Origin of the sequence: Simkania sp., from assembly GCF_965215465.1 — a bacterium.
Taxonomy (GTDB): domain Bacteria; phylum Chlamydiota; class Chlamydiia; order Chlamydiales; family Simkaniaceae; genus Simkania.
This window is the reverse complement of the sequence record NZ_OZ244056.1, coordinates 835,250-859,815: the sequence shown is the minus strand read 5'-3', so window position 1 is coordinate 859,815 and position 24,566 is coordinate 835,250. Positions and strand designations below refer to the sequence as shown.

General features: G+C 42.9%; 19 protein-coding genes and 1 pseudogene. 6 read left to right on the top strand and 14 right to left on the bottom strand.

Translation table 11 applies throughout. From position 1 onward, the window contains the following. Positions 1 to 2: 2 nt before the first annotated feature. Complete coding sequence (gene sucD / locus ACOOFG_RS03980; RefSeq protein ID WP_420422348.1) at positions 3 to 878, bottom strand: succinate--CoA ligase subunit alpha; 876 nt, start codon at positions 876 to 878, stop codon at positions 3 to 5. 9 nt (positions 879 to 887) lie between these two features. Further along, entirely contained in the window at positions 888 to 2,048 is a 1,161-nt protein-coding gene (gene sucC / locus ACOOFG_RS03975; protein ID WP_420422347.1) for an ADP-forming succinate--CoA ligase subunit beta, read from the bottom strand. Between the two features lie 96 nt (positions 2,049 to 2,144). On the opposite strand from sucC, the gene ftsY reads away from it, so the two are divergent. Then, positions 2,145 to 3,077 carry a signal recognition particle-docking protein FtsY gene (ftsY, locus tag ACOOFG_RS03970; protein WP_420422346.1) on the top strand — a complete coding sequence of 311 codons (933 nt, stop codon included), beginning with the start codon at positions 2,145 to 2,147 and terminating at the stop codon, positions 3,075 to 3,077. 9 nt (positions 3,078 to 3,086) lie between these two features. Here ftsY and ACOOFG_RS03965 read toward each other — a convergent pair whose 3' ends face one another. From ACOOFG_RS03965 to ACOOFG_RS03950, 4 genes are all read right to left on the bottom strand, one after another. Further along, positions 3,087 to 4,250 carry a glycosyltransferase family 61 protein gene (locus ACOOFG_RS03965; protein WP_420422345.1) on the bottom strand — a complete coding sequence of 388 codons (1,164 nt, stop codon included), beginning with the start codon at positions 4,248 to 4,250 and terminating at the stop codon, positions 3,087 to 3,089. A 10-nt stretch (positions 4,251 to 4,260) separates the two neighbouring features. Then, positions 4,261 to 4,980: a class I SAM-dependent methyltransferase gene (locus ACOOFG_RS03960; protein WP_420422344.1), complete on the bottom strand. Its 720-nt coding sequence runs from the start codon at positions 4,978 to 4,980 to the stop codon at positions 4,261 to 4,263. 76 nt (positions 4,981 to 5,056) lie between these two features. Next, complete coding sequence (locus ACOOFG_RS03955) at positions 5,057 to 5,986, bottom strand: NAD-dependent epimerase/dehydratase family protein (protein WP_420422343.1); 930 nt, start codon at positions 5,984 to 5,986, stop codon at positions 5,057 to 5,059. Positions 5,987 to 6,081: 95 nt separating this feature from the next. After that, positions 6,082 to 7,146, bottom strand: coding sequence for a dTDP-glucose 4,6-dehydratase (locus ACOOFG_RS03950; protein ID WP_420422342.1), 1,065 nt, complete (start codon positions 7,144 to 7,146; stop codon positions 6,082 to 6,084). 121 nt (positions 7,147 to 7,267) lie between these two features. Here ACOOFG_RS03950 and ACOOFG_RS03945 point away from each other — a divergent pair, with 121 nt between their 5' ends. Together ACOOFG_RS03945 and priA are read left to right on the top strand one after the other, a co-directional pair. Further along, positions 7,268 to 7,963 carry a hypothetical protein gene (locus tag ACOOFG_RS03945; RefSeq protein ID WP_420422341.1) on the top strand — a complete coding sequence of 232 codons (696 nt, stop codon included), beginning with the start codon at positions 7,268 to 7,270 and terminating at the stop codon, positions 7,961 to 7,963. Continuing rightward, positions 7,945 to 10,176, top strand: a complete 2,232-nt coding sequence (gene priA, locus ACOOFG_RS03940; protein WP_420422340.1) for a primosomal protein N' — start codon at positions 7,945 to 7,947, stop codon at positions 10,174 to 10,176. The genes ACOOFG_RS03945 and priA overlap by 19 nt, the downstream gene beginning before the upstream one ends. Here the strand turns inward: priA and ACOOFG_RS03935 are convergent. The 3 genes from ACOOFG_RS03935 to ACOOFG_RS03925 all read right to left on the bottom strand — a co-directional run bounded on the left by ACOOFG_RS03935 (position 10,162) and on the right by ACOOFG_RS03925 (position 12,505). Further along, positions 10,162 to 11,151: a patatin-like phospholipase family protein gene (locus tag ACOOFG_RS03935; protein WP_420422339.1), complete on the bottom strand. Its 990-nt coding sequence runs from the start codon at positions 11,149 to 11,151 to the stop codon at positions 10,162 to 10,164. The two genes, priA and ACOOFG_RS03935, sit on opposite strands and share 15 nt — an antisense overlap. A 106-nt stretch (positions 11,152 to 11,257) precedes the next feature. Further along, on the bottom strand, positions 11,258 to 11,590 hold the full coding sequence (locus tag ACOOFG_RS03930; protein WP_420422338.1) for a hypothetical protein: 333 nt from the start codon (positions 11,588 to 11,590) through the stop codon (positions 11,258 to 11,260). Positions 11,591 to 11,677: 87 nt separating this feature from the next. Then, positions 11,678 to 12,505 (bottom strand): hypothetical protein, encoded by an 828-nt coding sequence (locus tag ACOOFG_RS03925; protein ID WP_420422337.1) that lies wholly within the window; start codon positions 12,503 to 12,505, stop codon positions 11,678 to 11,680. 485 nt (positions 12,506 to 12,990) lie between these two features. Here ACOOFG_RS03925 and ACOOFG_RS03920 point away from each other — a divergent pair, with 485 nt between their 5' ends. Further along, positions 12,991 to 13,164, top strand: a complete 174-nt coding sequence (locus ACOOFG_RS03920) for a hypothetical protein (RefSeq protein WP_420422700.1) — start codon at positions 12,991 to 12,993, stop codon at positions 13,162 to 13,164. 196 nt (positions 13,165 to 13,360) lie between these two features. On the opposite strand, the gene ACOOFG_RS03915 is transcribed toward ACOOFG_RS03920, so the two are convergent. From ACOOFG_RS03915 to ACOOFG_RS03905, 3 genes and pseudogenes are all read right to left on the bottom strand, one after another. Next, positions 13,361 to 13,915 (bottom strand): hypothetical protein, encoded by a 555-nt coding sequence (locus ACOOFG_RS03915; RefSeq protein WP_420422336.1) that lies wholly within the window; start codon positions 13,913 to 13,915, stop codon positions 13,361 to 13,363. Positions 13,916 to 14,377: 462 nt separating this feature from the next. Beyond that, positions 14,378 to 15,943, bottom strand: a complete 1,566-nt coding sequence (gene lysS, locus ACOOFG_RS03910; protein ID WP_420422664.1) for a lysine--tRNA ligase — start codon at positions 15,941 to 15,943, stop codon at positions 14,378 to 14,380. A 180-nt stretch (positions 15,944 to 16,123) separates the two neighbouring features. Further along, positions 16,124 to 16,588, bottom strand: a pseudogene (locus ACOOFG_RS03905) (B3/4 domain-containing protein); the annotation flags it as partial. 207 nt (positions 16,589 to 16,795) lie between these two features. Here ACOOFG_RS03905 and ACOOFG_RS03900 point away from each other — a divergent pair. Then, positions 16,796 to 17,893 (top strand): isopenicillin N synthase family dioxygenase, encoded by a 1,098-nt coding sequence (locus ACOOFG_RS03900; RefSeq protein WP_420422335.1) that lies wholly within the window; start codon positions 16,796 to 16,798, stop codon positions 17,891 to 17,893. On the opposite strand, the gene pta is transcribed toward ACOOFG_RS03900, so the two are convergent. Together pta and ACOOFG_RS03890 are read right to left on the bottom strand one after the other, a co-directional pair. Next, complete coding sequence (gene pta / locus ACOOFG_RS03895; protein ID WP_420422334.1) at positions 17,868 to 19,979, bottom strand: phosphate acetyltransferase; 2,112 nt, start codon at positions 19,977 to 19,979, stop codon at positions 17,868 to 17,870. The two genes, ACOOFG_RS03900 and pta, sit on opposite strands and share 26 nt — an antisense overlap. Next, positions 19,976 to 21,169 (bottom strand): acetate/propionate family kinase, encoded by a 1,194-nt coding sequence (locus tag ACOOFG_RS03890; protein WP_420422333.1) that lies wholly within the window; start codon positions 21,167 to 21,169, stop codon positions 19,976 to 19,978. Before ACOOFG_RS03890 ends, pta begins: the two co-directional genes overlap by 4 nt. 244 nt (positions 21,170 to 21,413) lie before the next feature. Between ACOOFG_RS03890 and ACOOFG_RS03885 the strand changes: the two genes are divergently transcribed. After that, positions 21,414 to 24,437 (top strand): autotransporter outer membrane beta-barrel domain-containing protein, encoded by a 3,024-nt coding sequence (locus ACOOFG_RS03885; RefSeq protein ID WP_420422332.1) that lies wholly within the window; start codon positions 21,414 to 21,416, stop codon positions 24,435 to 24,437. The last annotated feature ends 129 nt before the right edge of the window (positions 24,438 to 24,566 follow it).

Sequence of the window (24,566 nt, the reverse complement as noted above, 5' to 3'; positions counted from 1 at the left end):
GTTTACCCTTTCATTGCTTTTGCCATCGTCTCGCCAATCTCCGCTGGAGATGCAGCGACAAGTGCACCCGCCTTCTTAAGTGCTTCCATTTTACTTTGCGCCGTTCCTTTTCCACCAGAAACAATTGCGCCTGCATGGCCCATGCGTCGCCCCGGAGGAGCTGTGACTCCCGCAATAAAAGCACCGACAGGTTTTGTACAATTTTGCTTAATCCACTCTGCAGCTTCTTCTTCAGCATTTCCGCCAATTTCCCCAATCATGAAGATCCCTTTCGTCTCAGGATCTTTTTCAAACTCACGGAGAACATCGATAAAGTTGGTTCCATTTAAAGGATCTCCCCCAATCCCCACACAACTTGTTTGTCCCAGTCCATTTTGAGTCGTTTGCCACACCGCTTCATAAGTTAAGGTTCCCGAACGGGAAACAATCCCGATTTTCCCTTTTTTATGAATGTATCCTGGCATGATCCCAATTTTACACTCTCCTGGAGTGATCACTCCAGGACAATTGGGGCCAACGAGCCGAGATGTTTTTGATGCCTTCATCACACGAGACACTTCAATCATATCACGAATGGGAATCCCCTCTGTAATACAGATAATCAATGGAATCCCCGCTTCCTCAGCTTCCAAAATCGAACTAGCAGCAAAAGGCGGTGGTACAAAAATCATCGAAGCATCGGGATTCACTTTTTCTTTGGCTTCATAGACAGTATCAAAGATCGGAAGGTTAAAAATCTCTTCTCCCCCTTTCCCTGGAGTCACACCGCCAACAAAGTTGGACCCATAGGCAATGCACTGCTCTGTGTGGAATTGCCCAGCTTTTCCTGTAATTCCCTGGGTGATGACTTTCGTTTTTTTGCCTATGAATATTGCCATCTGACTTTCCTATTTAATTGATTGTACAGCTTTTTCTGCCGCATCTGCCATTCCCGTCGCAGAAATGATCTTAAGACTCGACTCTTCTAGTATCTTTCTTCCTTGTTCCACATTTGTCCCCTCAAGTCGGACAATAAGCGGCACTTTGATCCCGAGCTCTTTGGCAGCAGCAATCACTCCTTCTGCGATCGTTGCACAGTTCATGATTCCACCAAAGATATTCACGAGAATCGCCTTCACATTAGGATCTGCCAAAATGATTTTGCATCCTTCAGCAACCTTTTCTTTGTCTGCACTTCCTCCGACGTCGAGAAAGTTTGCTGGCGTCCCCCCATAATGATTGATAATATCCATCGTCGCCATCGCAAGTCCCGCTCCATTGACCATACAGCCAATATCCCCTTCAAGCGAAATGTAAGCCAGATCATATTCCTTTGCTGTCACTTCATTGGGAGAAATTTGCGATGGATCGAAAAAGCTCGCGATCTCTTGCTGGCGAAATAAGGCGTTGTCATCGACACTGAGCTTGGCATCGACTGCCCAAATATCACCATCAGGTGTTTCGACAAGAGGGTTAATCTCGAGTAAGTCGGCATCTGTTTCAATAAAGGCTTTTGCTAAAGCCTTAGCCGTCTTCATCCCCTGCTTTGCAGTGTCGCCTTTCCACCCCATGAAACTTGCCAATCGAACTAAATGATAAGGGCGAACCGTACCATCAAGTTGGATAGGCAATTTCAAGATTTTTTCAGGGGTTTTCTCTGCTACTTCTTCGATTTCCATCCCCCCTTCGGGAGAAGCAATCAGAATGGGCAGAGCATTTTCACGATCGATAATGGCTCCAAGATAGTATTCCTTTGCAATATCAACGGGATCGGTAATTAAGACCTTATGAGCCACAACACCTTGAGGACCCGTTTGATTATTGACCATCTTCATGCCAATGAGGTCTTTACAAATTTTTGCAATCTCTTCTTTAGATTTTGCAAATTTGACTCCTCCTGCCTTTCCCCGGCCGCCCGCATGAACTTGTATTTTAACAACAGCTTGCTTCAGCCCTAGTAACTGAACCACTTGCTCCGCTTCACCCACTGATGCAGCCACCCCAAAACCAGGGATGGGCATCCCATATTTTTTCAGAACCTCTTTAGCCTGATATTCATGCGTATTCATTCTTCCTCTCGGATTATGGGTAGATGCAGTCTCTACCCCCTAATTTCTATATGTGGTACACTCCTATTATCAAGCAACGAAAAAAGGGACATTAAAATGGTCTTTGGCCTCCTGAAAACCGGTCTTAGTAAAATCCGCCGTGCTTTCTCTCGAACTCGCTCAATCTTAGGTGAAAAGGTACGCGATCTTTTTGGAAAACCTCTTGATGAAGACACATTAGATGAACTCGAACAGATTCTGTATGAAGCAGATCTGGGAAGTGCACTTGCGACAGAATTTGTCGATCACATCCGCCGCTTTGCCCGAAAAAATCCTCACTCGACTTCAACTCAACTGATCGATGCGATGAAGCACCATGCCCAAGACATCCTCCACCGTCCCCCATCCATCTCTGGAAAAACTCCTGAAGCAGGCTCACCTAAAATGATTCTCATCGTTGGCGTGAATGGAAGTGGAAAAACGACCTCATGCGCGAAACTCGCTCGCCTCTTTCAACAAGAAAAGAAAAAGATTCTCCTTGCCGCTGCCGATACTTTCCGCGCTGCCGCGATTGAGCAGCTTGACATCTGGTCACAACGTCTGAAAATTGATTGTGTGAAAGGAAAACCTGGTGGAGATCCTTCTGCTGTGATCTTCGATGCCCTCTCCGCCGCCAAAGCCAGAGAAATCAATGTTGTCATTGCCGACACAGCTGGTCGCCTTCAATCGAAAACCGAACTGATGGAAGAGCTCGCTAAAATCACCCGCGTCACCCAGAAGGTCTTACCTGAAGCTCCGCATGAAATTTACCTCGTCCTCGATGCAACAACAGGACAAAATGCCCTAGACCAAGCCAAAATCTTTAATGAATTCACTCCCCTTACAGGACTCATCCTCACCAAACTCGATGGTTCGGCTAAAGGAGGGATCATCCTTTCCATCTACCACCAAATGGGAATTCCTATCAGGTACATTGGAATTGGGGAAAAAGAAGACGACTTCATCCCCTTTGATCCTGAAAGTTATGTCGATGCTTTATTTTCTGTTTAGTTTGTAGATTTAATCTAATGAAACATCACAAAACTTGTAGTCCTCTAAGGCTTGCACCACTTCTTCCGGGGTAATATAAAAATTCATATTATATAGGGGGTATAGATCCATACCTGTTATGCTTTCGAAATTGGCAAAACAAGGCTTTAATCTCAAAATGTTATCAGAAAGATCAAAAAGCTTCGAACCAATTACAGCATTCCTTAAAGGATAATCATCCCGCGTATCATATTTTGGTTTCTCATATTCGAGCAATTGAACACCATTCGATAGAAGGGCTGCAGAGATTGTATCCCAATTCCTAAACATGATACGTGAATGCTTTGGATAGATAAATACAACTGTAGAATTTTTTGGGAGAAACATTGCATTGACCAAGTTACTCCCTGTTGCACCCATGAAATACTGACACTGATAGACTTCTTTAATTTGATCCGCAATCGACATGCCAGCACAATCCACAAAGCGAACTGTCCAACCTTTTTCCTCTAAAGTGCTTTTCAACGCATCAATGTTTTTTATTACTCGACAGCCTCCCTCTGCCCGTTTACTAATAAGTATCAGCTTTTCATTCTTAGGGTAATTTATTTCGTTAACTTGATAATAATCCAAAATGTGTGAGGTAAATTTAGTCACAATATTTTCTGAGTGACTACTGTCATAGAACAAGAAATTCCCATCCAGTCCTGCCCTTTTCATTTGCTTCATGTATCCAAATGCCTTTGGATATGCTCGGAAAAAATGCTGACCTGGAATTTGTATTATATGACTGCAAATGAGTTTACAATTACCAGTTTCAATTGTTGAAAAAGTTCTCTTTTTTATTTCATCTTTATTAATCACTTTGATTTCTTTGGCATGAAATATGTCTTTGGTTAATACCACTAAGTTGGCTTCACTGCTATTCGACTGACTCATGCCCAAGTTCACATAGATTACATTGAAAGAACTATCCAGCATCTGATTATTGAACAAATACACATACAGAGGAAAAACACCGTCTAGCAATCCATGCCCATAAACAGACATGCTCGGCTGCTCAACTAAAAATGTTGTCCCTTCCAAATAATGTTCTTCAACTTTCCCATGACTAACCTCATGAGAAAATACATTCGAGCACAATAAAAACAGTATTAAAACAAAACCGCTAAATTTACCTCTAACAAAACTCATAAATACCTTTCTAAGGTTGAATATAATCTTCTACTTTTTTGACATTGAGAAGTGAATCACGGTTTTCCACATAGAAGTTCCAATCTAAGTCGTTAAATGGAACGTAAGGGTAGGTTTCTTGACCAAAACTTGGATTCACAATTCCGCATCCCCAATCCATGTCTAGAACACAAAAATAGACATCTGGCATATGCATTCGAATATGTGCTGCCGCTTTCCAAACATCACCATTCCACGCACCTTGGATAACATAAGGAACTTGGTTTTCAAAAGTTACAGGTAAGCAATCATGCATGACAATCATTCCACCTTCATTTAAGCTGGCTAGTGAGTTTACAACATCTCTAATCACCTGATCGCAAAGATGCAGACCATCAATAAATACGATATCGTATTTATTGGAGTATCTCGCAAAAAACTCATCTGAAGTCATATGATAGTTGGCTGGTTTGCCGTGAGGGTCTACCCCATCTTTTCTAGCAATTTGGATATGGTTAAAATTATCTCCACTAGCAACCCCAATTTCTAAGTAACTTTGATAATTGTTTTTTACAATTAGGTAGTTAATCAAATCTGTTCGGGTTCGGTTCTTTAAAAGATTTTGTTTTGCTTGTTGTAGAGAGAGTTGATTTGTTTGAGCCCCAACAAGAGAAGAAGCTCCTCCGCCTAGCCCAAAAGAAAAAAGCGTCATAAAAAAGAACGCCAATAATTTCAGTGAAAACGACTTCATAAAAGCACCTCGTTATAAATCAATTGCAAATTTCTATGTGTTTCCCTCTTCTGTCTATCAATCTCTATTCTAATTTTCAGGAACACTTTCTCCTTTCATACATTTTTTGAAGCACCCGATGAATGGATGTTTTAGCATCGGGAATATCAGGGTATTCTTGAAGAAGTTTGCTTGCATCTAGTTCATTATTGGAACGTCTAGCCTTCAAAATCTGATCCTGCTGCTCAACTGTGAAGTTTTCATAGGTGAATGTCGGATCGACATAGACTTGATACAGATCGAGGATTTCATTATGGGAGAGTGTACCTGGATTGACAAAGTTATAGTTCCCTTTAAGCCCCCTGAGAGTCATGTCACAGGCAACAGGGAGTAAATCATCAAGAATCGTCATTGAATTGGGAATGTTGATGACTTTGGCATACTTCGAAATTTTGACCACAAAGTTTTTCCAATGCCAATTTGATGAAATCGGCATACGAACGCGTAAGTTGAGCAAATTGGGATAATAGGGAATCAACTTTTCTAAGATGCCTTTAGATTTAGAATAAAAAGACCCGTCAAAATTTGGCTCATCTTCCTCGCTAAATCCAATCCCACTTCCCATTGGATGCTCTTCATCGTATTCATAGATGCATCCTGTATTAAAGTTAGTCACATGAATGCCATACTGATACGCTACATCAATGAGATTAAGTGTTCCAATGACGTTAGTGCGCAACGTTTCAACTTTATGATCCTCACACCAATCAACATTAGGTCTTCCTGTTAAGCCGGCACAATTGATGATATAGTCAGGTTGAACGCGGGCAATTTCAGCTTCAACATCTCCTCGACGCTCTAACCGCGATTCTGCAGGGTAAACTTCATATCCTTGCTCTTCAAGATAGTTCACGACCATTTGGCCGATCCAACCTGTTTTCCCACCGAAGACTAAAAACGTCTCTCCAGCAAAACTTAAAGTATGGAAAAACAAGCTCAATAGTAAAATGCATCCGAGCTTCTTCATGACGCCCTCCTTAATTTTCAATACGTTCAACAACTAAGTCTTCGTTCTTTTTCCGCAGCTGCGGATCAAAAATGAAGTGCTCCCAATAACTTGGATTATTTCGGTACCATTGGATTATTTCGGTACCAATTGAGTGTTGTTTCAATTCCTTGTTCAAAAGACGTTAAAGGCTCCCAACCAAGCAACTTTTTTGCCTTTGCGGTCGAAGAGAGATGTTTTTGGACTTGTCCAGGTCGATCGGCTGTAAATACAACCCGCTCTAAAGGAACTCCTTCAGATCGGCAAATCGTTTTAGCAATTGTTGCAATAGAAATGTCTCGCCCCGTTCCACAATTGATGATTTGGTTGCGAATGGTTTCAAAATCACTCACATGAAGAGCGGCATCAATTGCTCGTGCTGTATCTTTGACATAAACCCAATCTCTCGATTGTTCACCTGTTCCATGAACTGGGATCGGCAGATCTTTCAATGCATAGATAATGAATTTGGCCACAACTTTTTCAGGATGCTGCCGCGGCCCATAATTGTTAAAAAAGCGAAGAATTGCAACTGGCAAATCATATGTGCATCCATAAGCAAAAACCGAAGCCTCTGCACCAACTTTAGATGCCGCATAAGGTGAGCGGGGGCTCAACACACTTTCTTCAGTAAGTTCTTCATCTTCACACGTGCCATAGACTTCCGAAGAAGAAATGTGAATAAACCGCTTCACACTGTCTCGATATTTAACTAGATGGTGCAGCAAGTTCCGCGTTCCCATCACATTGGTCTCATAAAAGATTCGATCGTCAACAATACTACGGGTCACATCTGATTCAGCTGCAAAGTGCACCACAAAGTCCGAATTGGCCATTAATTGATTGATAAGCTCTTCATCACAAATCGATCCCTGAATTAGGGAGAATCTAGGAGAATTGCGAATATGCTTGGGAATGTTCTCGACATTTGCTGAATAAGTTAGGACATCCAAAACAATGATGTGATAGTCAGAGTGTGTTTCAAACATGTGCTCAACAAAGTTTGAGCCGATAAAACCCGCTCCACCTGTGACAAGCAAAGTTGTTTTTTCCTTTGCATGCAAGGTGAAGGGACTTAATCCCCAAACTTGAATTAGTAGAAAACAAATAAGTGCGAATTTCAGTTGCATTTTGTCTTTCATGACTCTGACCCGTTTGCAAGTTTCAATTTTAAAGTTGGCCACTTTACATCTTTATAAGATTTTTACGAAAGGCAAAATTGTGCTTCCATTACTCCCTCTATATCTGGTTTAATAAGGAGGTATGATACACAACTCTTACCTTCAGCTGATTGATCAAACTCTTGCTTATATCCAAGAGCGTTTGCCAAAAAAAGAAACGCTTCCGCTACCTCCAACTCCAGTGATGCCCCCACCAAAACCAAAAGTCGCAGAAGCTCCGCCACCTCCTGTTGCTCCAAAAGTTGAAAAGAAAAAAGAAAAAGTCCTCGATTTGCATCCTCCAGCCAAACCAGCTCCCACCCAATCGAACCGGATGGGAACACTACTCAAGTCGATTACTCCCGAGCTATTTTTACACGACACTCCCCTTCCCGATGAAAAAGCCAAGCGCGTCAAAAATGCATGGAATGAAAAGTCCCTTGTGCCGGAAATTCCCATTTTGTTTCAGGGCACACACTACCGCTTCTTTCTTGAAAACCTTGCCAAAGCGATTTCACTCACCTTTGCTCCTTCCCGCGTGATTGAAATGACCTCTTTCGAGCAAGAAAAGAAGTGGGATCTTTTTTTAGAGTCTCCCAAACTCAAGTTCATTTTATGTCCTGACCATCTCATTTTTAGTTCGAAAGAGCTCCTTCCGTTCTACAAAGAAAATCCCGGACAAAAAACCCGGTTCTTAGGCAATATTCCTTTGCTTCTCCTGCCCGATCTTGCCCTCTATTACAAAGACCCTTATCTTAAGCGCTCCCTATGGAACGTCCTATGCCAAACACTCAACTAAAAACCCACTACGTCTCCGTCCTCTTAGACCAAGGGTTAAACAAGCCTCTCGATTACTCCTTCTCCGGTGAAATTGAAGTTGGCATGCGCGTTCTTGTACCTGTGCAAAAGTCCTTACGCAAAGCCACAGTTGTCGCCCTCAAAGACACACCTAGTGTTCCAAATGTTCAAGAAGTGCGTGAAGTGCTTTCTGAAGAGTCACTCATTTCGGAAGACCTCTTTCAGCTCGCAAATTGGGTGAGTGAGTATTATTGCACCCCGTTGCGCAAAGTCCTCCATGTCATTCTCCCCGCAACCATTCGGAAAGAGACAAAGGCAAAAGAGCAACTCTTTGTCAAACGGGCAATCTCGCCAAGTCAACTCGCAGAGCATTGCCGTACCCTGCAACAAAAAAATCCCGCTCAAGCAAAAATTCTCGAAGTTTTACTCAAGTCTACCAAAGGCATCCTTCTAACCGAACTCCTTGAGCAAAGTGGTTGCTCCAAAAGCCCTGTTGAAACGCTTGCAAAAAAGAAGCTACTCACATTAGAAACAGTTCAAATCAACCGAAGTCCCTTAGAAGATCTCGAATTTTTTCAAACCAAGCCAAAGACTCTCAAAGAAGAGCAACGTCAAGCGCTCGATAAAATCCAAACTTCACTCAAGGCTGACAACTTCAAAACTCACCTAATTCACGGGATCACCGGCAGTGGAAAAACAGAAATCTACTTGCAAGCCATCCATGAAGCACGGAAGCAAGGCAAAGGAGTGATTCTCCTTGTTCCAGAAATCGCTCTCACTTCGCAAACGATTGAACGGCTCAAGTCTCGCTTTACAGAAAAGCTCGGCATTTTGCACCACCGCCTGAGTGATGGAGAGCGGTTTGACATTTGGCACGCCATCCGAAAAGGGGATATTTCGATTGTTGTTGGAGCCCGGTCGGCGATCTTTTGCCCTGTGAAACACTTAGGCCTGATCATCGTCGACGAAGAACACGAAAGCTCCTATAAACAAATGGAAGAGCAACCTTGCTACCACGCACGTGATGTGGCGATCATGCGGGGGAAATTCTCCAACGCCACTGTCGTTTTAGGAAGTGCCACCCCCTCACTTGAAACCTATGCCAATGCAAAAAGTGGAAAGTACGAACTCAGCGCTTTAACAAAACGAGCCACTGATGCACTTCTGCCCAAAGTCCAGTTTGTGAACATGAAAGAAGAGTTTAGCCGCGCTGGCGGGTTTACTCTCTTTTCAGAAGCTCTCCTTGATGCCATCAAAAAGCGGGTCCAAAAAGGAGAACAATCTCTTCTCTTTCTTAACAGGCGAGGCTATCATACCTTTCAACTGTGCGAGAGCTGCGACCAAAGTGTCAAGTGCCCCCATTGCGACGTAAGCCTCACCTTTCATAAGAAAAACAATTACCTCGCTTGCCATCTTTGCGGATTTGTCTTAGCCCCACCACCCGTTCAATGCCCCTACTGTCAAGCAACAGCGTCTCTTCGCTACAAAGGAGTCGGAACAGAGCAAGTCGAACGGACCTTGCACGCACTTTTCCCTGAGATACGAACCCTCCGCATGGATGCCGACACCACACGCCATAAAGGCAGTCACGACCTCTTGCTTAAATCGTTTCGATCTGGAAAAGCTGATGTCCTCATCGGAACCCAAATGATTGCAAAAGGACTCCACTTTCCCGCCGTGACTTTCGTTGGAGTACTGAACTCAGATAGCGCGCTCAACCTTCCCGACTTTCGCTCAAGCGAATGGGTTTTTCAACTTCTCACTCAAGTTTCAGGTCGCGCTGGTAGAGGTGAGTTGGCAGGAGAAGTGATCATTCAAACGTGCATGCCCGACACTCCTGTTCTAGGCTTAGCGGCAAAAGAAGATTATCCCACCTTTTTTCAAAGAGAAATCGAGTCACGTGAGCTTTTTGGCTACCCTCCCTTTGCACGACTCGCAAAAATCACCTTTAGTGGAACAGATGAGAAAAAGGTCCTCACTTTTGCCGAGCAAATTCAAAACGCCCTCATTGATAAACTGCCCCCTTCTTACACCATTTTCCCTGTCATCCCCTCAGGATATGCAAAGATCAAAGATCAATTCCGGTTCAAACTTCTGATCAAAGGCGCACGCAGCCAAGTGCTTTCCCACGCCATTGACCAAGTGCTTAAAAGTCGCCATCAAAGAATCATTCGAACCCTTGTCGACATCGACCCAATTTCAACGTTTTCCTAAGTGCTCATTGGTCCAAGCGATCGTTTCATGCCATCCTGTCAAGTCATTCCCAATAAATTCACGTGTATACTTGAGCAAATGATCAATCGATTTGTAATCATCTAGTCCAATGGCCTTTGGCAAAGCAAAATTCAACTTGCGGTACCGATCACCTAAGAGTTTCGACGCCACTTGCTCGGGAATTTGTGCCTCGACATCCATCAGCAAATTGACCAAAGCTGGAGAACCACTATGAGGAGATCCATGAGTGATCCAATCATACGTCCCCCAATCTTCTCCGCCTTTGACATAGCGGGGATCATATCCTGTTCCCACAGATAAGATGACAAAGTCGCGCAAATCATCCGTTGGCTCATAAGCAAACATCAGAGCTGCGAGAGTCGGATCATTCATCCCCATTCCTCCATCTACATGGTCATGCTCTGCAGGAAAGTAAGTCGGTGCCGCAGTCGATTCTAAGATTGCATCGACAACCTTGATGTTTCCCCCATCTGGGGTAATATTTTCGATAAAGTCCATGCGCCATCGATGGACCTCTTTGTCATCGAGATTGACAGTTGTAATGATGATCTTTTGAGGCAGATCGCGCACCAAAACATCATCGCTCAAGCCACATGCTTGCAAAATCTTTTTGATATTATGCTTGAGCTTATCCTGGCTGTATTCTGGCTTAAAGACCGACAAATAACTTCCATCTGAAAAGACTTCCGCACTCAATGTCTTATAAGCTTTTAAGATCTCATTGACATCCATACCGCACGCCAAAGCCACTGCAATGATAGCCCCGGTCGATGTTCCAGCATAAATATCAAAATCGTCCCGATAATTGATCCCAGTCCCCTCTTGCAAATGGCTAAGCAGAGAAAGAGAAACCACTCCTCTTACACCTCCTCCATCTAAACTCAAAATACGCGTTTCCTGTGCACCGAGAGAAAAACTCAAGACCAAACATATGACAAAAATGAAGCGTGACATAGCATCCTCCTAAAATAAAAGGTATGATGCTAGTCGGTTTTTGAATAAAAAAAAAGTGTGCTCTAAAAGAGCACACAAAAAGAAGTTTCAATCTTCTTTGGGAGTTCTAATTTTTTTTCATATCTTCGAGTTGCTGTCGCATTGTATTGAAAACATTGATGTTCCCATGAATCCAAGTTTCGAGATATTCCCTCATCATTTTCTTGTCATTAGATTCGAGTGATTGGACTGGTCCTGTATCAATCGCTGAAGGCAATACTTCAGTTTCATGTATTTCTCCAAGAGCTTTTAAATGATGTGTAATCTGGTCCAAAAACGCTACGACTTGAAAGACCTTTCCTACTTTGATCACACGATGTGTTTTGTAATCATTAGAGCGAAGATCTTGCTCTAGATGCATTGGATCATTTACCCAAGAATGATTGATCGTGTTATCCATTTTTTACCCCTCTAAAACTTTTGAAACTTACCTTTTTAAAAGGTGCGCTTTAGTGCGCACCTTCAGAAATCTTAAGCCCAACCCCCATTAGGCATCGATCAATGAGCTTCGCATTGCAGTTGCATCAATCATTGGTCCCGCATCAATTTCTGTTGCACTCGCTCCTGCATCAATCAATGCGATGAGCTTTGCTCCAGCATCGATTTCAGAACCTGGCTTTGCTGCCGCGTCAATTTCAGATGCATCGATTTCAGTAGGTGAAGAAGAGCTACTGTGGCCTAAAAGGCTTTCCATTTGATTCGTAAGGCCATTTAAGTTGTCTATAACACTGGTTATTTCTCCTGGCTGAGTGATAACAGCTTCCAAAAATTCACTCATTGCATCCGGCCCTTGCCCTGCAGCATCAATGATGTTAGTAGGATTCGCTCCTGGAGGATAACTTGGTGTATAGTTAAAGCTATCTAGAACGAATTTAATTAACTGGGTCATTCCTAAAAGCTCAGCTGTCTCAAGATTATCTGGAAGTTGTGGTTGTCCATCTCCTGGGTCGAGGCCTAATGTAATATCTTGATAGTAAATGTTGTTTAACGAATTCACCTCGTTTGCTAAAAGAGTTGGGTAGTAGTTCCCCGAAGCACGATCATAAGCAATTTGCTGCGCTATTTTCTGTGCTTCATCTGACATTGTCTTTAGTTGTTCAGGAGTTAACTTAATCCCTTCTTTAGCTGCTACTTCAGTCATTTCTTTCATGAGTTTTGTTGCAATTATCTGCGGATCGAGCTTTCCCAAGGTATTTTCAATAGCTTTTAAATCTACAAGCATTTCACTAGCAATGACTGTTGGATCATTTGAGATTGGTGGTGTCTTCGGCTGTTGATAATTGAATGCTGCAACATTGTTGATCGTGTTACCCATTTTTTCCCCTTTATGGTTATGTATTTATCTAGTCTTGTTGAGCAAATAGGATCTCGACCATGGATATAGCCCACAGCTCACCTATTTTACCAACAGGAGTAGATGTTTAAATCTCTGTACTTCAAGCAATTTTATAAAAAAAGAATCTCTTCGCTTTTCCAAATAATAACGCTAGAAGTTCCTTATCAAACTTCAAGCTATCCCTTAGTTTCCGCAAAGAGAAATGAGAATACTTATTGTATATTAGAAAATTAGAAAACGATAAGAATGCCCTTCCTCTACACTCAATTTTAACAATATCTTAATTTAATTTTTTTAGTCTGTTAATAATGAGCAATTTAAGTTTAAAAAATAACGCAAATAATTGTATTTAAATCACTTAATAAAGGCCCGACTCATAGTTTGCAGTTTATTGCTTATCTATAGATAATTTATGATGGAGTAATTATCTCAGGAAACAACATGAAAGCCTTTTCGCAGTTGTTATGTGGTCTATGCCTATGCTGTGGACTCCTAGTCGGGATCCCTCGGCGTTTGAGCTACAAATCATTGAAAAACTGAAACCTAAGCTCAACACCCAACGGATTGAGTACTTCTTTGGTTCTGTAGGAGTTGAGGTTCTTGATATCGAATCTTCGGGGCGCATCATCAGGAAATAGATCACATCTCGGATTGAAAACGCATCAGTAAAAAGCATAGCGAGACGGTTGATCCCAATTCCCAGTCCGCCTATTGCTGGCATCCCCTGGCAAATGGCCCCGATAAACTTTTCATCCAAGGGGTTGAAGCAGCAATGTGTGCTCCAGAATGGAGCACACAACGTAGAGTGCGACGGGATGCGCACGAAAACAGGGATTAGGATTTGTCTATGGCTTGGTGTAACTGTTTTTCAACAGGGTCAAGATCATCGACCACATAATCTATGTCTCGCGGTTCTTTGTACAAAACATCTTGAAAAAAGTACTTCATTTGATCAGGATCACCTGCACAGTCTAAAATACTCTTATCGGTATTCACTGGATCGACAAAGTTATTCAATACAGAATCAATTTGAGTTTCAAAGCCCTTCAACGTTTCTTTATCTTTGGGGCTCATGGTGTTTTGAGGAGAGAGGTCTTCAACAAACGTCCCTTTTAGAGATTGAAGCTCATTCGTTAGTCTAGAAATATAATAGCTACTACTGGAACGCTGTTTGGCTTCTTCTAAGGCTTCTTCTTCTGCCTGATTTTTGGGAACCCCCTTTTTTTCGAGCTCAGCTGCGATTTGCTTCGGATCTAGCTGCTCCAAGGTTTGAGAAAGGAGCTGTAGTTCTGATAAGATATCCTTTTCGGCTTGAGTCAGATCAGTTGTGGCTGGGGGAATATAGGGTTCACTGTTGGCAACGTTTGTTGTTTGATTAACATTACTCATAAAACTTCCTCTTCTATTGAGTTACGGAATAATCATATCTTATTGACTAAATAGATTGAGATACGAGGGAGTATCTACCTATTTCGTTTATAGGATTTGACTAAACCATTAAAAATTGAGGGTTTGTATTTTTTAACACAACTTAGACAAAAGCATACAGCTCTTGCAAACTTATCTAAGAAGCTTTTTCAGATACAAAATGACTCTCTTTGTTTCTTATAAACACCACCTAGAAGAAATTGACTTTCTTCTAATTTGTAATCATATTCACAAAGAGAAAGGAGAGTTGCTTATGAGAAAGTTATATTAATGACAATAAGAACACTCTTTCTCTACCTTTAATTTTAACAATTTCTGAATATTTTTCAAATAGATTATTAAATATATTTTTTAATGACCTGTGAGGAATATATATATGACTTCTACGCTTTAATTGACTGGTATTAAATGAGATAAAGATTTCTACTCTTCGGGGCGCATCATCGGGAAGTAGATCACGTCTCGGATTGAGAACGCATCTGTAAAAAGCATGGTGAGACGGTCGATCCCAATTCCCAGCCCACCTGTTGGTGGCATCCCCTGGCAAATGGCCTCGATAAACTCTTCGTCCATGGGATTGGCTTCGACATCGCCACCCTCTCGTTTCACATTCTGATCGACAAGGAGCTGCCTTTGCAACTCAGGATCGTTGAGCTCAGAGTAGGCATTACAGAACTCATATCCAAGAATAAATGTCTCAAACCGTTCGACGAACTGCTCTTCACGCAACTTGGGGTCGCGGTGGAGTTTACAGAGTGGGGTCGTCTCAATGGGGTGATCGATAATATGGTGAGGTTGGATGAGGTGTTCTTCTGCAAACTCCTCAAAAAGATAAGCGATGAGCTTTCCTCGTGGAGCATCTTGAAGATCTTCCTCTTCGATCTTCCCTTTGAGTTTGATGCGCATTTCGGCATCTGACATCTTATCAGGATCGCATTTCGCATAGAGCTGAATCGCTTCTTTCATAGAAAGGCGCTTCCAAGGAGTTTTGAGATCGATTTCGTGTTGATTCCCCTGCTTATCTTGGCGCATTCCAATATTGGTTGAACCGTAGAGTTTTATGGCGAGGGAAGCAAAGAGATTTTCAGTAAAAACCATGACGTCGTTGTAATCCCAGTAGGCAGCATAGGCTTCAAGCATGGTGAACTCAGGATTGTGTGTACGGTCAAGTCCTTCGTTACGGTAAACCTTTCCAATTTCAAAGACGCGAGAAAGTCCTCCCACAATGAGCTTTTTAAGCGAAATTTCAATGGCAATACGAAGGTACATCGTTTGGTGCAAAGCATTGAGCTCCGAAATGAACGGGCGTGCTTCGGCTCCACCATAGATGTTTTGCAAGACGGGAGTTTCGACTTCCATAAAGCCAGCTTCTTCGCAGTACCTGCGAATGTTGGAAACGAGAAAGCTGCGCATCTTAAGTCGCTCCATCACATCTTGGTGCGTAATGAGGTCAAGCCATCGTTTACGATAACGGGTTCCTTTGTCTGTGAGACCGCTATGTTTGTCAGGTAAGGGAAGGAGCGTTTTACAAAGGAGCGTGGCTTCCGTTACAAAAATGGTCAGCTCCCCTTTTTGAGTGCGGAAAAGATGGCCTTCGACACCGAGGATGTCTCCTAGGTCGACTTTCTTTTCGATGAATTTGAGTGGAGTCAGTTCGGTTCCTTCAGGAAGTCCTCTCACTTTTGTGAGATCACGATTGAACATCACTTGGATCCGTCCTGATTCATCTTGAAGATGAGCAAAGGCATTTTTACCCATCGCACGGAAAAGCATCATCCGTCCAGCAACGCGAACTTGATCTGTTTTTCCTTCCATTGCTTCATCAGCTGTTCCTATCGCTTGTCCTTCGAACTTGTCTTCAAGGTGTTTCATTTGATGAGTCGGATCGTATTTGTGAGGATAGGGATCCATGCCCATGTCGCGGATTTCTTGAAGCTTTTGTTTGCGCGTTTGGAAGGCTTCATGCTTGTGGTAATCGGGTTCGGGCAATTCGACAGGAATGGGGCGAGTAGAAATTTCTGCTTCAGGTGAAACCTGAGGAAACTCTTGGTCGAGGAGGTAAAGTTCAGCTTGACCTCCACAATACTTTCCAATGAGTTCTTTGAGCTCTTTCAACGCAGTAGCAATTTCAGCTAAGGAGGTGTTTTCTAGCCCTTCAATGACTAGGGAAATGTTTTGACTTGCATCGGTGATTTTACTTTTGTCACTTTCGCGCCAGTTCCACGCTTTACAAAGGACTTCGGCATCATCGCGGTAAATGATTTCATTTGGTTTGGCGGTTTCTTCTTCACGTGAGCCGAGCGTCACAAACGATTCATCTCCTTTGGCAACAGCTAGTCGAATATCCCCTTGTACCTTGTCTAAATCATCAGCACCAGCAGGTAATGCGTACTTGACAGAGATGTAGTTGTAAAGGTTCACAACAGGGTTGATGTTGGGAAGCTCTTTGCCTTGGATGAGACGACGCAAAAGGGCTTCCGCACTGCAACGATAGGAAGAGGGTTTATAACCAAAAGCTTTGTAGGCAGAGCGCCAATCGGCAATCTTCGGCACCTGGTTGAGATCTTGGTTTTCGTATTTCTTCTGGAGCGCCTGGGCCTGTTCCGCAACAATCTCTTGGATCTCTTGATGCATCCCTTGATTGTTGACATCTTTTACGATTAAGACTCCCACTTTCAGGTGGGGAAATTTTTCTAAAACTGCTGGTTCAATGTAGAAGTTCATCTGTCAAATTTTTTTGGGGCTTTTGAAGCGATTATACTTGAAAAAGCTATTTTTGACTTGTACTTTTCGTCTAAAGATCTTAAAATCATTGCTATCATGAGCCTAATGGGGGCAACAATGAAACAATTTTGCAGTTTTATTGCCTTACTTTTCTCTTCTGTGTTAGTCGCTCAAGCACCCTCCATCCCAATTATCCATCTCGAAGATTACGTAAATCCGGCCAAAAAGCAGCAATTTCTCCTTTCATTTGAAGAAGCTGTTCAAGAAGTGGGTTACTTCTATGTAGATGGGTTTCCTGTTGAGTCGAAATCAATCAATCGCGCATACGAACAAGCAAAAATCTTTTTTGCAAGCGATGAAAAGCTTAATTACCTCTCTCCAAATGGTCATCGGGGGTATTTACCAGGTGAGTCGGCAAAAGGTGAAACACGTGTCGATTTTAAGGAGTTTTACCACATTGGCCGAGAGCTTCCAAGCGAGGATCTAGAAAGACTACAGTATGAGAAAAATGTTTGGCCTGAAAATAGCAAAGAATTTCGTTTTGCGATGGAACCACTTTTTGCTCGCATCGATTTATTTAAAAATAAGTTGGGTGAGGCTTTTTCAGAACTACTCGACCAAAAAAAGGGCTTACTTCTCGATATGATTCAAGAAGGGGATAGCTTAATGCGGATTTCGCACTATCCGGCAAATCCACCTGAAAATGCCATTTGGGCTGGCACTCACACTGACATCAATCTTTTTACCCTTTACCCTAGTGCGAGTGCGCAAGGGTTACAAGTCCAAGCCAAAGATGGCTCTTGGATCGACATCAACATTCCACAAGGCATGATGTTTGTTCATTGTGGTGACATGCTAGAAAACTTATCGAATGGTCTGTGCAAAGCAGCAGTTCATCGGGTGGTGGATAACGGGCTTAGCGAAGACAGGTATGCAATCGTTTTTTTTGTGCACCCTCGAACAGATGACCGATTAGATCCCCTCCCCTCTTGTGTTGAAAAAACGGGAGGGATGCGCCATTACGCAAATCTTTCTCGTGCTGAACTTTTAACAGAACGGCTGATCGATTTAGGTGTGGCAAACGAGCAGATGATGGAACTCTTTGTACGCTCAGGAGCCATTCAAAAACTCAAAGAAGTGAATCGCTTCAGCCCCAAAGCTGAAACTGCTCTCAAGAAAGCAGGGTTCATTACACCTCAGCTTGAATTGCAGTGATTGCAATTGTAAAAACAATGTCCGCAACCGTGGCACCACGAGAAAGATCATTTACAGGCTTCTTGAGTCCTTGAAGCATTGGACCTATTGACAGAACGTTCGCACTCCGTTGGACAGCTTTATAGGTCGTATTTGCTGTGTTGAGGTCGGGAAATACATAGACTGTTGCTTTTCCTGCAACAGGACTATCAGGTGCTTTCTTTTTTGCAACATCGGGTGTGAATGCCGCATCATATTGAAGGGGACCATCTATGAGAAGATCTGGACGTTTTTCTCTTGCGAGTCTCGTTGCCTCTTCAACCTTTTCAACGTCTGCACCGGTTCCAGATTTCCCCGTGCTGTAGCTGATCATGGCAACGCGGGCTGGAATGCCAAACCGCTCTGCCGAGTCCGCACTTTGAACTGCAATGTCAGCAAGCTCTTGCGCTGTGGGGTTTTGATTGACAGCGCAATCTCCATAGACGAGAACTTGAGAAGGCAAGCACATGAAAAAAACTGAAGAAACGAGTTTCGTATCTGGCTTGGTTTTGATCACTTTTAATGCAGGCAAAATGGTATGAGCTGTTGTGTGAGTCGCTCCTGCTACAAGTCCATCGACATCTCCAGTGGCAAGCATCATCGTTCCCAGCATCACTTCATCACTGAGGTACTCATAAGCATCTTTTTCAGTTACCCCTTTGTGTTTGCGTAATTCAACGAGCGCAGGAACATATTTTTCACGGACGGAGCAAGGGTCAATGACTTCCACCCACTCACCTAGCGGGACATTATGCTCTTCTGCTAGCCTCTCCACTTTTTCACGATTCCCAAGCAGAACAATTTTTGCAATTTTTCGTCTTGCACAAATCCCTGCTGCACGAAGAATGCGCGACTCTTCTCCTTCAGGCAGGACAATTTTGCGGTGAGCTTTTTGCGCCTTTTCAATGAGCATATACCGAAACGCAGGAGGAGATAGGTATCTTTGTGGATGCGTAGCTCCGAGCTCTTCAATCCATTTTTTGTCGATATTTCTAGCGACAAACTCTTTGATCATTTCTTGTCTTTCCACATCGTCTTCAGGAACTTCGATGTTGAGGTTTTCAAGTGAAATGGCTGTACGTAAACTGTCAGTTTGAACAGACAAGATGGGCAGTCCCATTTTTCTCGCTTCTTGACATAGTTTTTGGGTATTTTCTCCAGGTAGATATCCCCCACTCAGCACTAACGCCGCGAGGTTTGTTCCATTTAAATAGGACAAACACGCTGCCACAATAGCATCAGATCTATCGCCAGAAGTGACAACCATTGTCTCAGGTTTCAAAATTTTAGCCATATTTTCAACTGTCGCCGCAGCAAATGCCAAATGCATGACCCGATTTTCATTCATCTTTCCTTCTGAGATGACCATGGCACCCAAATGCTTTTGAATGTCTTTTACTCGAAGAGCCATCAACCTTCTTTCCCAAGGAAAACAACCGAGTAAGCGGAAATTTTTCTTTTTGAAAACAGCGCACTTTGTCATCGCTTCGCTTGCATCTTGAGCACTTTCAATGGGATCAAACAAATCGATGCGAGCGTTGCCATATTTATCAACTGGGGCACCCACTTTATTGATCATGCATCCCAATGTCTTTGCGTGTCCCACACCGCCATAAGGTTGAGCGGCAATTTCAATTTGTTCACTAAGCGTCTCTGGAGTGTTCTTTCCCTGAGCTATGACAAAAATCACTTCAGCATCTAAAGCTTGTGCGATGTCAAAGTTGAGCTGAGGGGCATATCCTCTGAGCTGCGTCGAAATGATCCCCTGAATCACCACGATATCAGCGTCTTTCGCATGATGTGCATAGTGAGCCACGAGAAACTCGAGAACCTGTGCCTCTTCTCCTTGGCTGAGCAAAGACTCTACGCATTGAATGGGTAAAGGTTTGTCGACTTGTGACAGTGCTGTCTCTTTACAGACTTTTTCTCCTGCTCGTCGATCATGTGTCACTGGATCAAGAAAAGAGACCTTAAGTCCTTGGTTTTCTAAAGCACGCACAAGACCTGAAGAAACCGTCGCCAGACCAACACCTAATCCAATGGGAGCCATGAGTAGAGTGTGCGTCATTTACGCCTCAAAAGGTTGATGGCATCACGTGCTATTAGTAGCTCTTCATTTGTCGGAAGCACGAGAATGAGTGGCTGCTCACCTTCATGTGAAATGACTTGTGCAGATTTTTTCCCATGGTCTTTGTTGCGAGCGGGATCGATAGCAAACCCCATTGGCTCGAGCCATTCTATCACACGCTCTCGAATGAACGTTGCATTTTCCCCTATCCCTCCGGTAAAGACAAGTGCCTCTGGCAAACCAAGTGGCACAAAGTATGAGGCAATGTACTTGGCAAGTCGGTAACAAAACATCTCAATAGCAAGGACAGCAAGTCCGTCTCCCTCTTCAGCTGCTTTTTTCACCATCCGAAGGTCGGCACTCACTCCAGAAACTCCCAGTAAACCACTCATCTTGTTCAGCATCGTGACCACATCTTGCGCTTCAACTTGAAGTTTTTCAGAGAGATACCCGATGACTCCAGGATCGACATCGCCACTTCTTTGTCCCATCATGAGCCCTTCGAGAGGTGTCAGTCCCATGCTCGTATCGACACTTTTGCCATCTTGAATCGCACAAACACTGCAACCATTGCCCAAATGAGCACTGATGATTGAAAGTTCTTCTTCGTTTTTCCCAAGTGTTTCAGCTGCAAGTTGTGTGATATAGCGATGACTTGTTCCATGAAAACCATAGCGACGCACTTCATAGTCTTCATAGTACTGATAGGGAATCGCATAGAGGTAAGCGTATTTGGGAAGGGTTTGGTGAAAAGCCGTGTCAAAAACTGCCACCTGAGGAAGCTTGGGGAAAAGCTCTTGCATCACCACAACGCCGAGGGCATTGGCAGGATTGTGCAGGGGTGCCAAGTGACTGCAATCGTGAATTTTGGTCAGGACCTCTTCATCGACAATTACCGACTCGATGAATTCTTCTGCCCCATGGACAACCCTGTGTCCCACAGCGACAATTTTCTTTTCAATATCTTCGTGTTCTCGGAGAAGTTTCACAACCACTTCGATCACATCATGATAACCCGATTTGAGGAGACTTTTCTTATCCTTCTTTTTGCCAACTTGCCAGCTCAAAGTACACCGATCGGTTTGCACATTCTCTGCAATCCCGTGAAAGAAAACCTTTGCCGTTTTAGGATCAACGACTTGGAATTTGATAGATGAACTGCCACAATTCAGGACAAAAACAGTCGACATGAAAAATCCCCGCGCCTTTCATAAGCACCCTCTATCATTCATATAAAACTTGCCGCTTTTTTTTAGGAGACGTTTTTCTCCTCCTTTGCTAACGCACTGATAATAAAGCGACCTAGGAAATGCAACTGCTCCTTTTCTTCTAGTGGAGTCACACCGCTCTTATCAAACTTATTATTGAAAGAAATGAAATATGCAGTAAATATCAGGCTAAACCATTTAGAAACAATCTAACGGAAAATACCAGATGCAAAAGTGGGTTCTTATTAGTCTCCTAAGTCTAAACCTAAGTCTATATGCAGCTAATGGGACGTGGGCAACAACCAGCACAGGAGATTGGACTAACACAAATAATTGGGTCGGTGCAGTCGTTCCAAATAATATTGCTGACGGAGCAACGTTTGATAGCGCTTTCGACACAACCGTAAATATCAACTTAGATGAAACGATTACACTTGGAACTCTTAACGTTGACCTCACCCCGAATCCACCTACTACACTAACATTTGGGACTAACGACCAAACCCTCATTTTAGATAACGGTGGTAGCGACCCAATTGTAAATGTTCAGAATGCAAATGGAAGCCAAACTGTTATTGCTTGTGAAATTGACTATTTTAACATGCAACCTGATTTTACTGTCATAGGGAGCGAACCAGTAGACCTACTGATAACTGGATTCATGCATTCTAACAAAGCCTTTACTAAGAGTGGAGGTGGAACCATGGAGATTCAAGCACCTGGCAGAAACCCTAATCGAGGCGCCATCGTAACAGACGGAATACTTCGACTCAACACGACAGGATCAACATCGCTCGATGGAAATATAATTGTGAATGGCGGAACTTTAATATATGTTCAAGATGCCCAAAAGACTTCTGGAAATACGATACAAATAGAGTCTGGTACGTTTGATTTGGGTCCCTTTACACAGGAAACCGCTATTTTCAACTATCTTGGTGGAACCCTCTCGCAATCAGGAGCAAGTGTCCTCACATGCGATCACCCCGAAAATCCTTTGACAATGCGTGACACCATTATAGATGGAGGCTTGAAAATCGGCACCCCAGGTTCCACAGTTAAATTTGATGCAACTAACAATGGAACTGCTCAAATGAGTGGAACTCTCACCCTTCCTGGTTCTGGCACAGTCAATTTTGATATCGACAATGGGACAGCTACAACTGATATGCGGATTAACAGTACGATTGAATCAGCAGGTGCAGGACTCACAAAAACTGGCCTTGGAACCTTAGAATTAACAGGAACCAACACTTATCCAGGAGCAACCATCATCAGTCAAGGAACTCTCGCTCTTAGCGGTACAGGTTCGCTCTCAGCATCACAAGCTGTTCAATTATCAGCTGGAACGACTTTTGATTTAACAGGTAGCACGAATCCTACTATTCAGGATTTATCAGGTGACACAGGCAGTCAAATTCCATTGGGCAGTAATACGTTAACGTTTGGAACGGATAATACAGATCCACAAAACTTTGCTGGTGTGATCAGTGACTTAGGAAACATTGTCAAACAAGGAACTGGAACTGCGATTTTATCGGGAGCCAATACCTATGGGGGAACAACAACAGTCAATGGTGGAACCCTCAGCATTAGCATTGCTGGCAGTATTGGTGGCACCACAACGACTGTAAATCCAGGAACCATCCTTGCTGTGTCAGGAACAGTCTCGAGTCCAACAATCTTGACTGGTGGAGCCCTTCTTAAAGGCACAGGAAGCGTAGGGCCAACTACTAGCTCTGGAATAGTGAGTCCAGGAAACTCTATTGGAACCCTCACAGTCAATGGAAATTATATGCAAAATCCCGGGGCCAACTTAGAGATTGAACTCAGCGCTGACGGAAGTTCTGATCTCTTGAATGTGCTTGGGACTGCAAACCTTGGTGGAGCTGTCACCGTCACCGCAGGACCTGGAGTCTATTCAAATGATGCTCGATTTAGATTTATGAATTATTTTGGAAGAATTGGAAGCCTTACTTTAGATAACAACTCATCTTTAGACTTGGCTATCAACTATGAAGCGACCTTTGCAGAATTAATCAATCTTAACAGTAACGCGATTCTTCCCTTCCCTAAAAGACTACTGAAAGGAAATCCGAGAGCTGTCGCTGACTACTTATTCTGCAGAGGCTTTTTCCCCTCTAATCCCGATTTATTAGCTGTCATGAATACTCTTGTAAATGTTGGACCCAATGCATTTGCGGAAGACCTTGTGAAGCTAAGCCCAGTTCAGTTTGGAGCTCTCCCCTTAGCCAACCTTCAAAGCCATCGACTTGTCGGTGATGTCATAGTAGGAAATACAGAAAAGTTTTTTTGGTGTGATCCTTGCTTTAATGAAACAACAGATCAAAAGGATTGCTCTCTAACAAGAAAGAAAACCTCTATCTGGATTGCACCCATAGGAAATTACTACCAACAAGATAGCCTTCATAAACAAAGTAGCTGGGCAAATCGTCAAATTGGTTTTAGTACGTATTCTACTGGTGTTGGACTTGGAGCAAGTCATCTTTTCCTTGACCAACTTCATGTAGGTGGCGGAGTTGGCTACACCTATTCTCACATCGATTGGAATAGAAATAGAGGAGGCGGACATTGGAACTCCATTTACTTTGGCCCCTCTATCGGCTGGAGTAAAAGTAATGGCTATTTAAACCTCCTTTTATTGGGTTCTTATAACCTCTACAACATCAGTCGAAAAATCCATTTTCAGAACTTGAGAAGAACAGCCTATAACAAACATCATAGTTATGACATTCTGACAAGACTTGATGGAGGGTACAAGTTTCGTGTTCCAACTGGTGGAAATTTCGAGTATTTCTTTTTCTTGCCAGAAGCAAGCATCTCCTACTTGAACATCTTTGAAAATAGCTATACAGAGTCAGGTGCCAATAGTATCAATCTTGCTGTAGACAGCAAATACTCTGCTTTTTTACAACCAACCGTGATTTTTAAGTTTCTAAGAGATTTTTACATGCAAGGATTGTGTGTGACTCCGACATTTCAAATTGGTTGGATTGCAAACATCCCCCTTTCTTCTGGAAGCTACCGTTCAAAATTTTACAAACAAGTCACTTGTGAATCTGATTTTAGCGTTAAGAGCTTTCATGACACAACGAATCAAATGACATTAGGTGGCGAACTTGTGTTTAGAACAGATGATCATTGGATCATAGAACTTGGTTACAAAGCTGATATTTTTGATAACTTGTTTGTCCAAAATGGAAAAGTCAAAGTCGAAAAACGCTTTTAATCTAGATAGTAACGAAATTTTTTCCAGGAGTCGTTTAAGGATGGACCAACTTGTGACGACACTATCTAAAGCCTCTCTTTTCTAAACCAGAAAATATGACAGGAGACGCTTTATGCAGAGATTAAAATG

What these genes read in the sequence shown, in the direction of transcription:
- sucC (WP_420422347.1), bottom strand. Translation starts at nt 2,048, where the DNA reads ATGAATACGCATGAATATCAGGCTAAAGAGGTTCTGAAAAAATATGGG.
- ACOOFG_RS03915 (WP_420422336.1), bottom strand. Translation starts at nt 13,915, where the DNA reads ATGAGTAATGTTAATCAAACAACAAACGTTGCCAACAGTGAACCCTAT.
- ACOOFG_RS03925 (WP_420422337.1), bottom strand. Translation starts at nt 12,505, where the DNA reads ATGGGTAACACGATCAACAATGTTGCAGCATTCAATTATCAACAGCCG.
- priA (WP_420422340.1), top strand. Translation starts at nt 7,945, where the DNA reads ATGCCAAACACTCAACTAAAAACCCACTACGTCTCCGTCCTCTTAGAC.
- ACOOFG_RS03950 (WP_420422342.1), bottom strand. Translation starts at nt 7,146, where the DNA reads ATGAAAGACAAAATGCAACTGAAATTCGCACTTATTTGTTTTCTACTA.
- ftsY (WP_420422346.1), top strand. Translation starts at nt 2,145, where the DNA reads ATGGTCTTTGGCCTCCTGAAAACCGGTCTTAGTAAAATCCGCCGTGCT.
- ACOOFG_RS03930 (WP_420422338.1), bottom strand. Translation starts at nt 11,590, where the DNA reads ATGGATAACACGATCAATCATTCTTGGGTAAATGATCCAATGCATCTA.
- ACOOFG_RS03945 (WP_420422341.1), top strand. Translation starts at nt 7,268, where the DNA reads ATGATACACAACTCTTACCTTCAGCTGATTGATCAAACTCTTGCTTAT.
- ACOOFG_RS03890 (WP_420422333.1), bottom strand. Translation starts at nt 21,169, where the DNA reads ATGTCGACTGTTTTTGTCCTGAATTGTGGCAGTTCATCTATCAAATTC.
- ACOOFG_RS03965 (WP_420422345.1), bottom strand. Translation starts at nt 4,250, where the DNA reads ATGAGTTTTGTTAGAGGTAAATTTAGCGGTTTTGTTTTAATACTGTTT.
- pta (WP_420422334.1), bottom strand. Translation starts at nt 19,979, where the DNA reads ATGACGCACACTCTACTCATGGCTCCCATTGGATTAGGTGTTGGTCTG.
- sucD (WP_420422348.1), bottom strand. Translation starts at nt 878, where the DNA reads ATGGCAATATTCATAGGCAAAAAAACGAAAGTCATCACCCAGGGAATT.
- ACOOFG_RS03960 (WP_420422344.1), bottom strand. Translation starts at nt 4,980, where the DNA reads ATGAAGTCGTTTTCACTGAAATTATTGGCGTTCTTTTTTATGACGCTT.
- ACOOFG_RS03935 (WP_420422339.1), bottom strand. Translation starts at nt 11,151, where the DNA reads ATGTCACGCTTCATTTTTGTCATATGTTTGGTCTTGAGTTTTTCTCTC.
- ACOOFG_RS03885 (WP_420422332.1), top strand. Translation starts at nt 21,414, where the DNA reads ATGCAAAAGTGGGTTCTTATTAGTCTCCTAAGTCTAAACCTAAGTCTA.
- ACOOFG_RS03955 (WP_420422343.1), bottom strand. Translation starts at nt 5,986, where the DNA reads ATGAAGAAGCTCGGATGCATTTTACTATTGAGCTTGTTTTTCCATACT.
- ACOOFG_RS03900 (WP_420422335.1), top strand. Translation starts at nt 16,796, where the DNA reads ATGAAACAATTTTGCAGTTTTATTGCCTTACTTTTCTCTTCTGTGTTA.
- ACOOFG_RS03920 (WP_420422700.1), top strand. Translation starts at nt 12,991, where the DNA reads ATGTGGTCTATGCCTATGCTGTGGACTCCTAGTCGGGATCCCTCGGCG.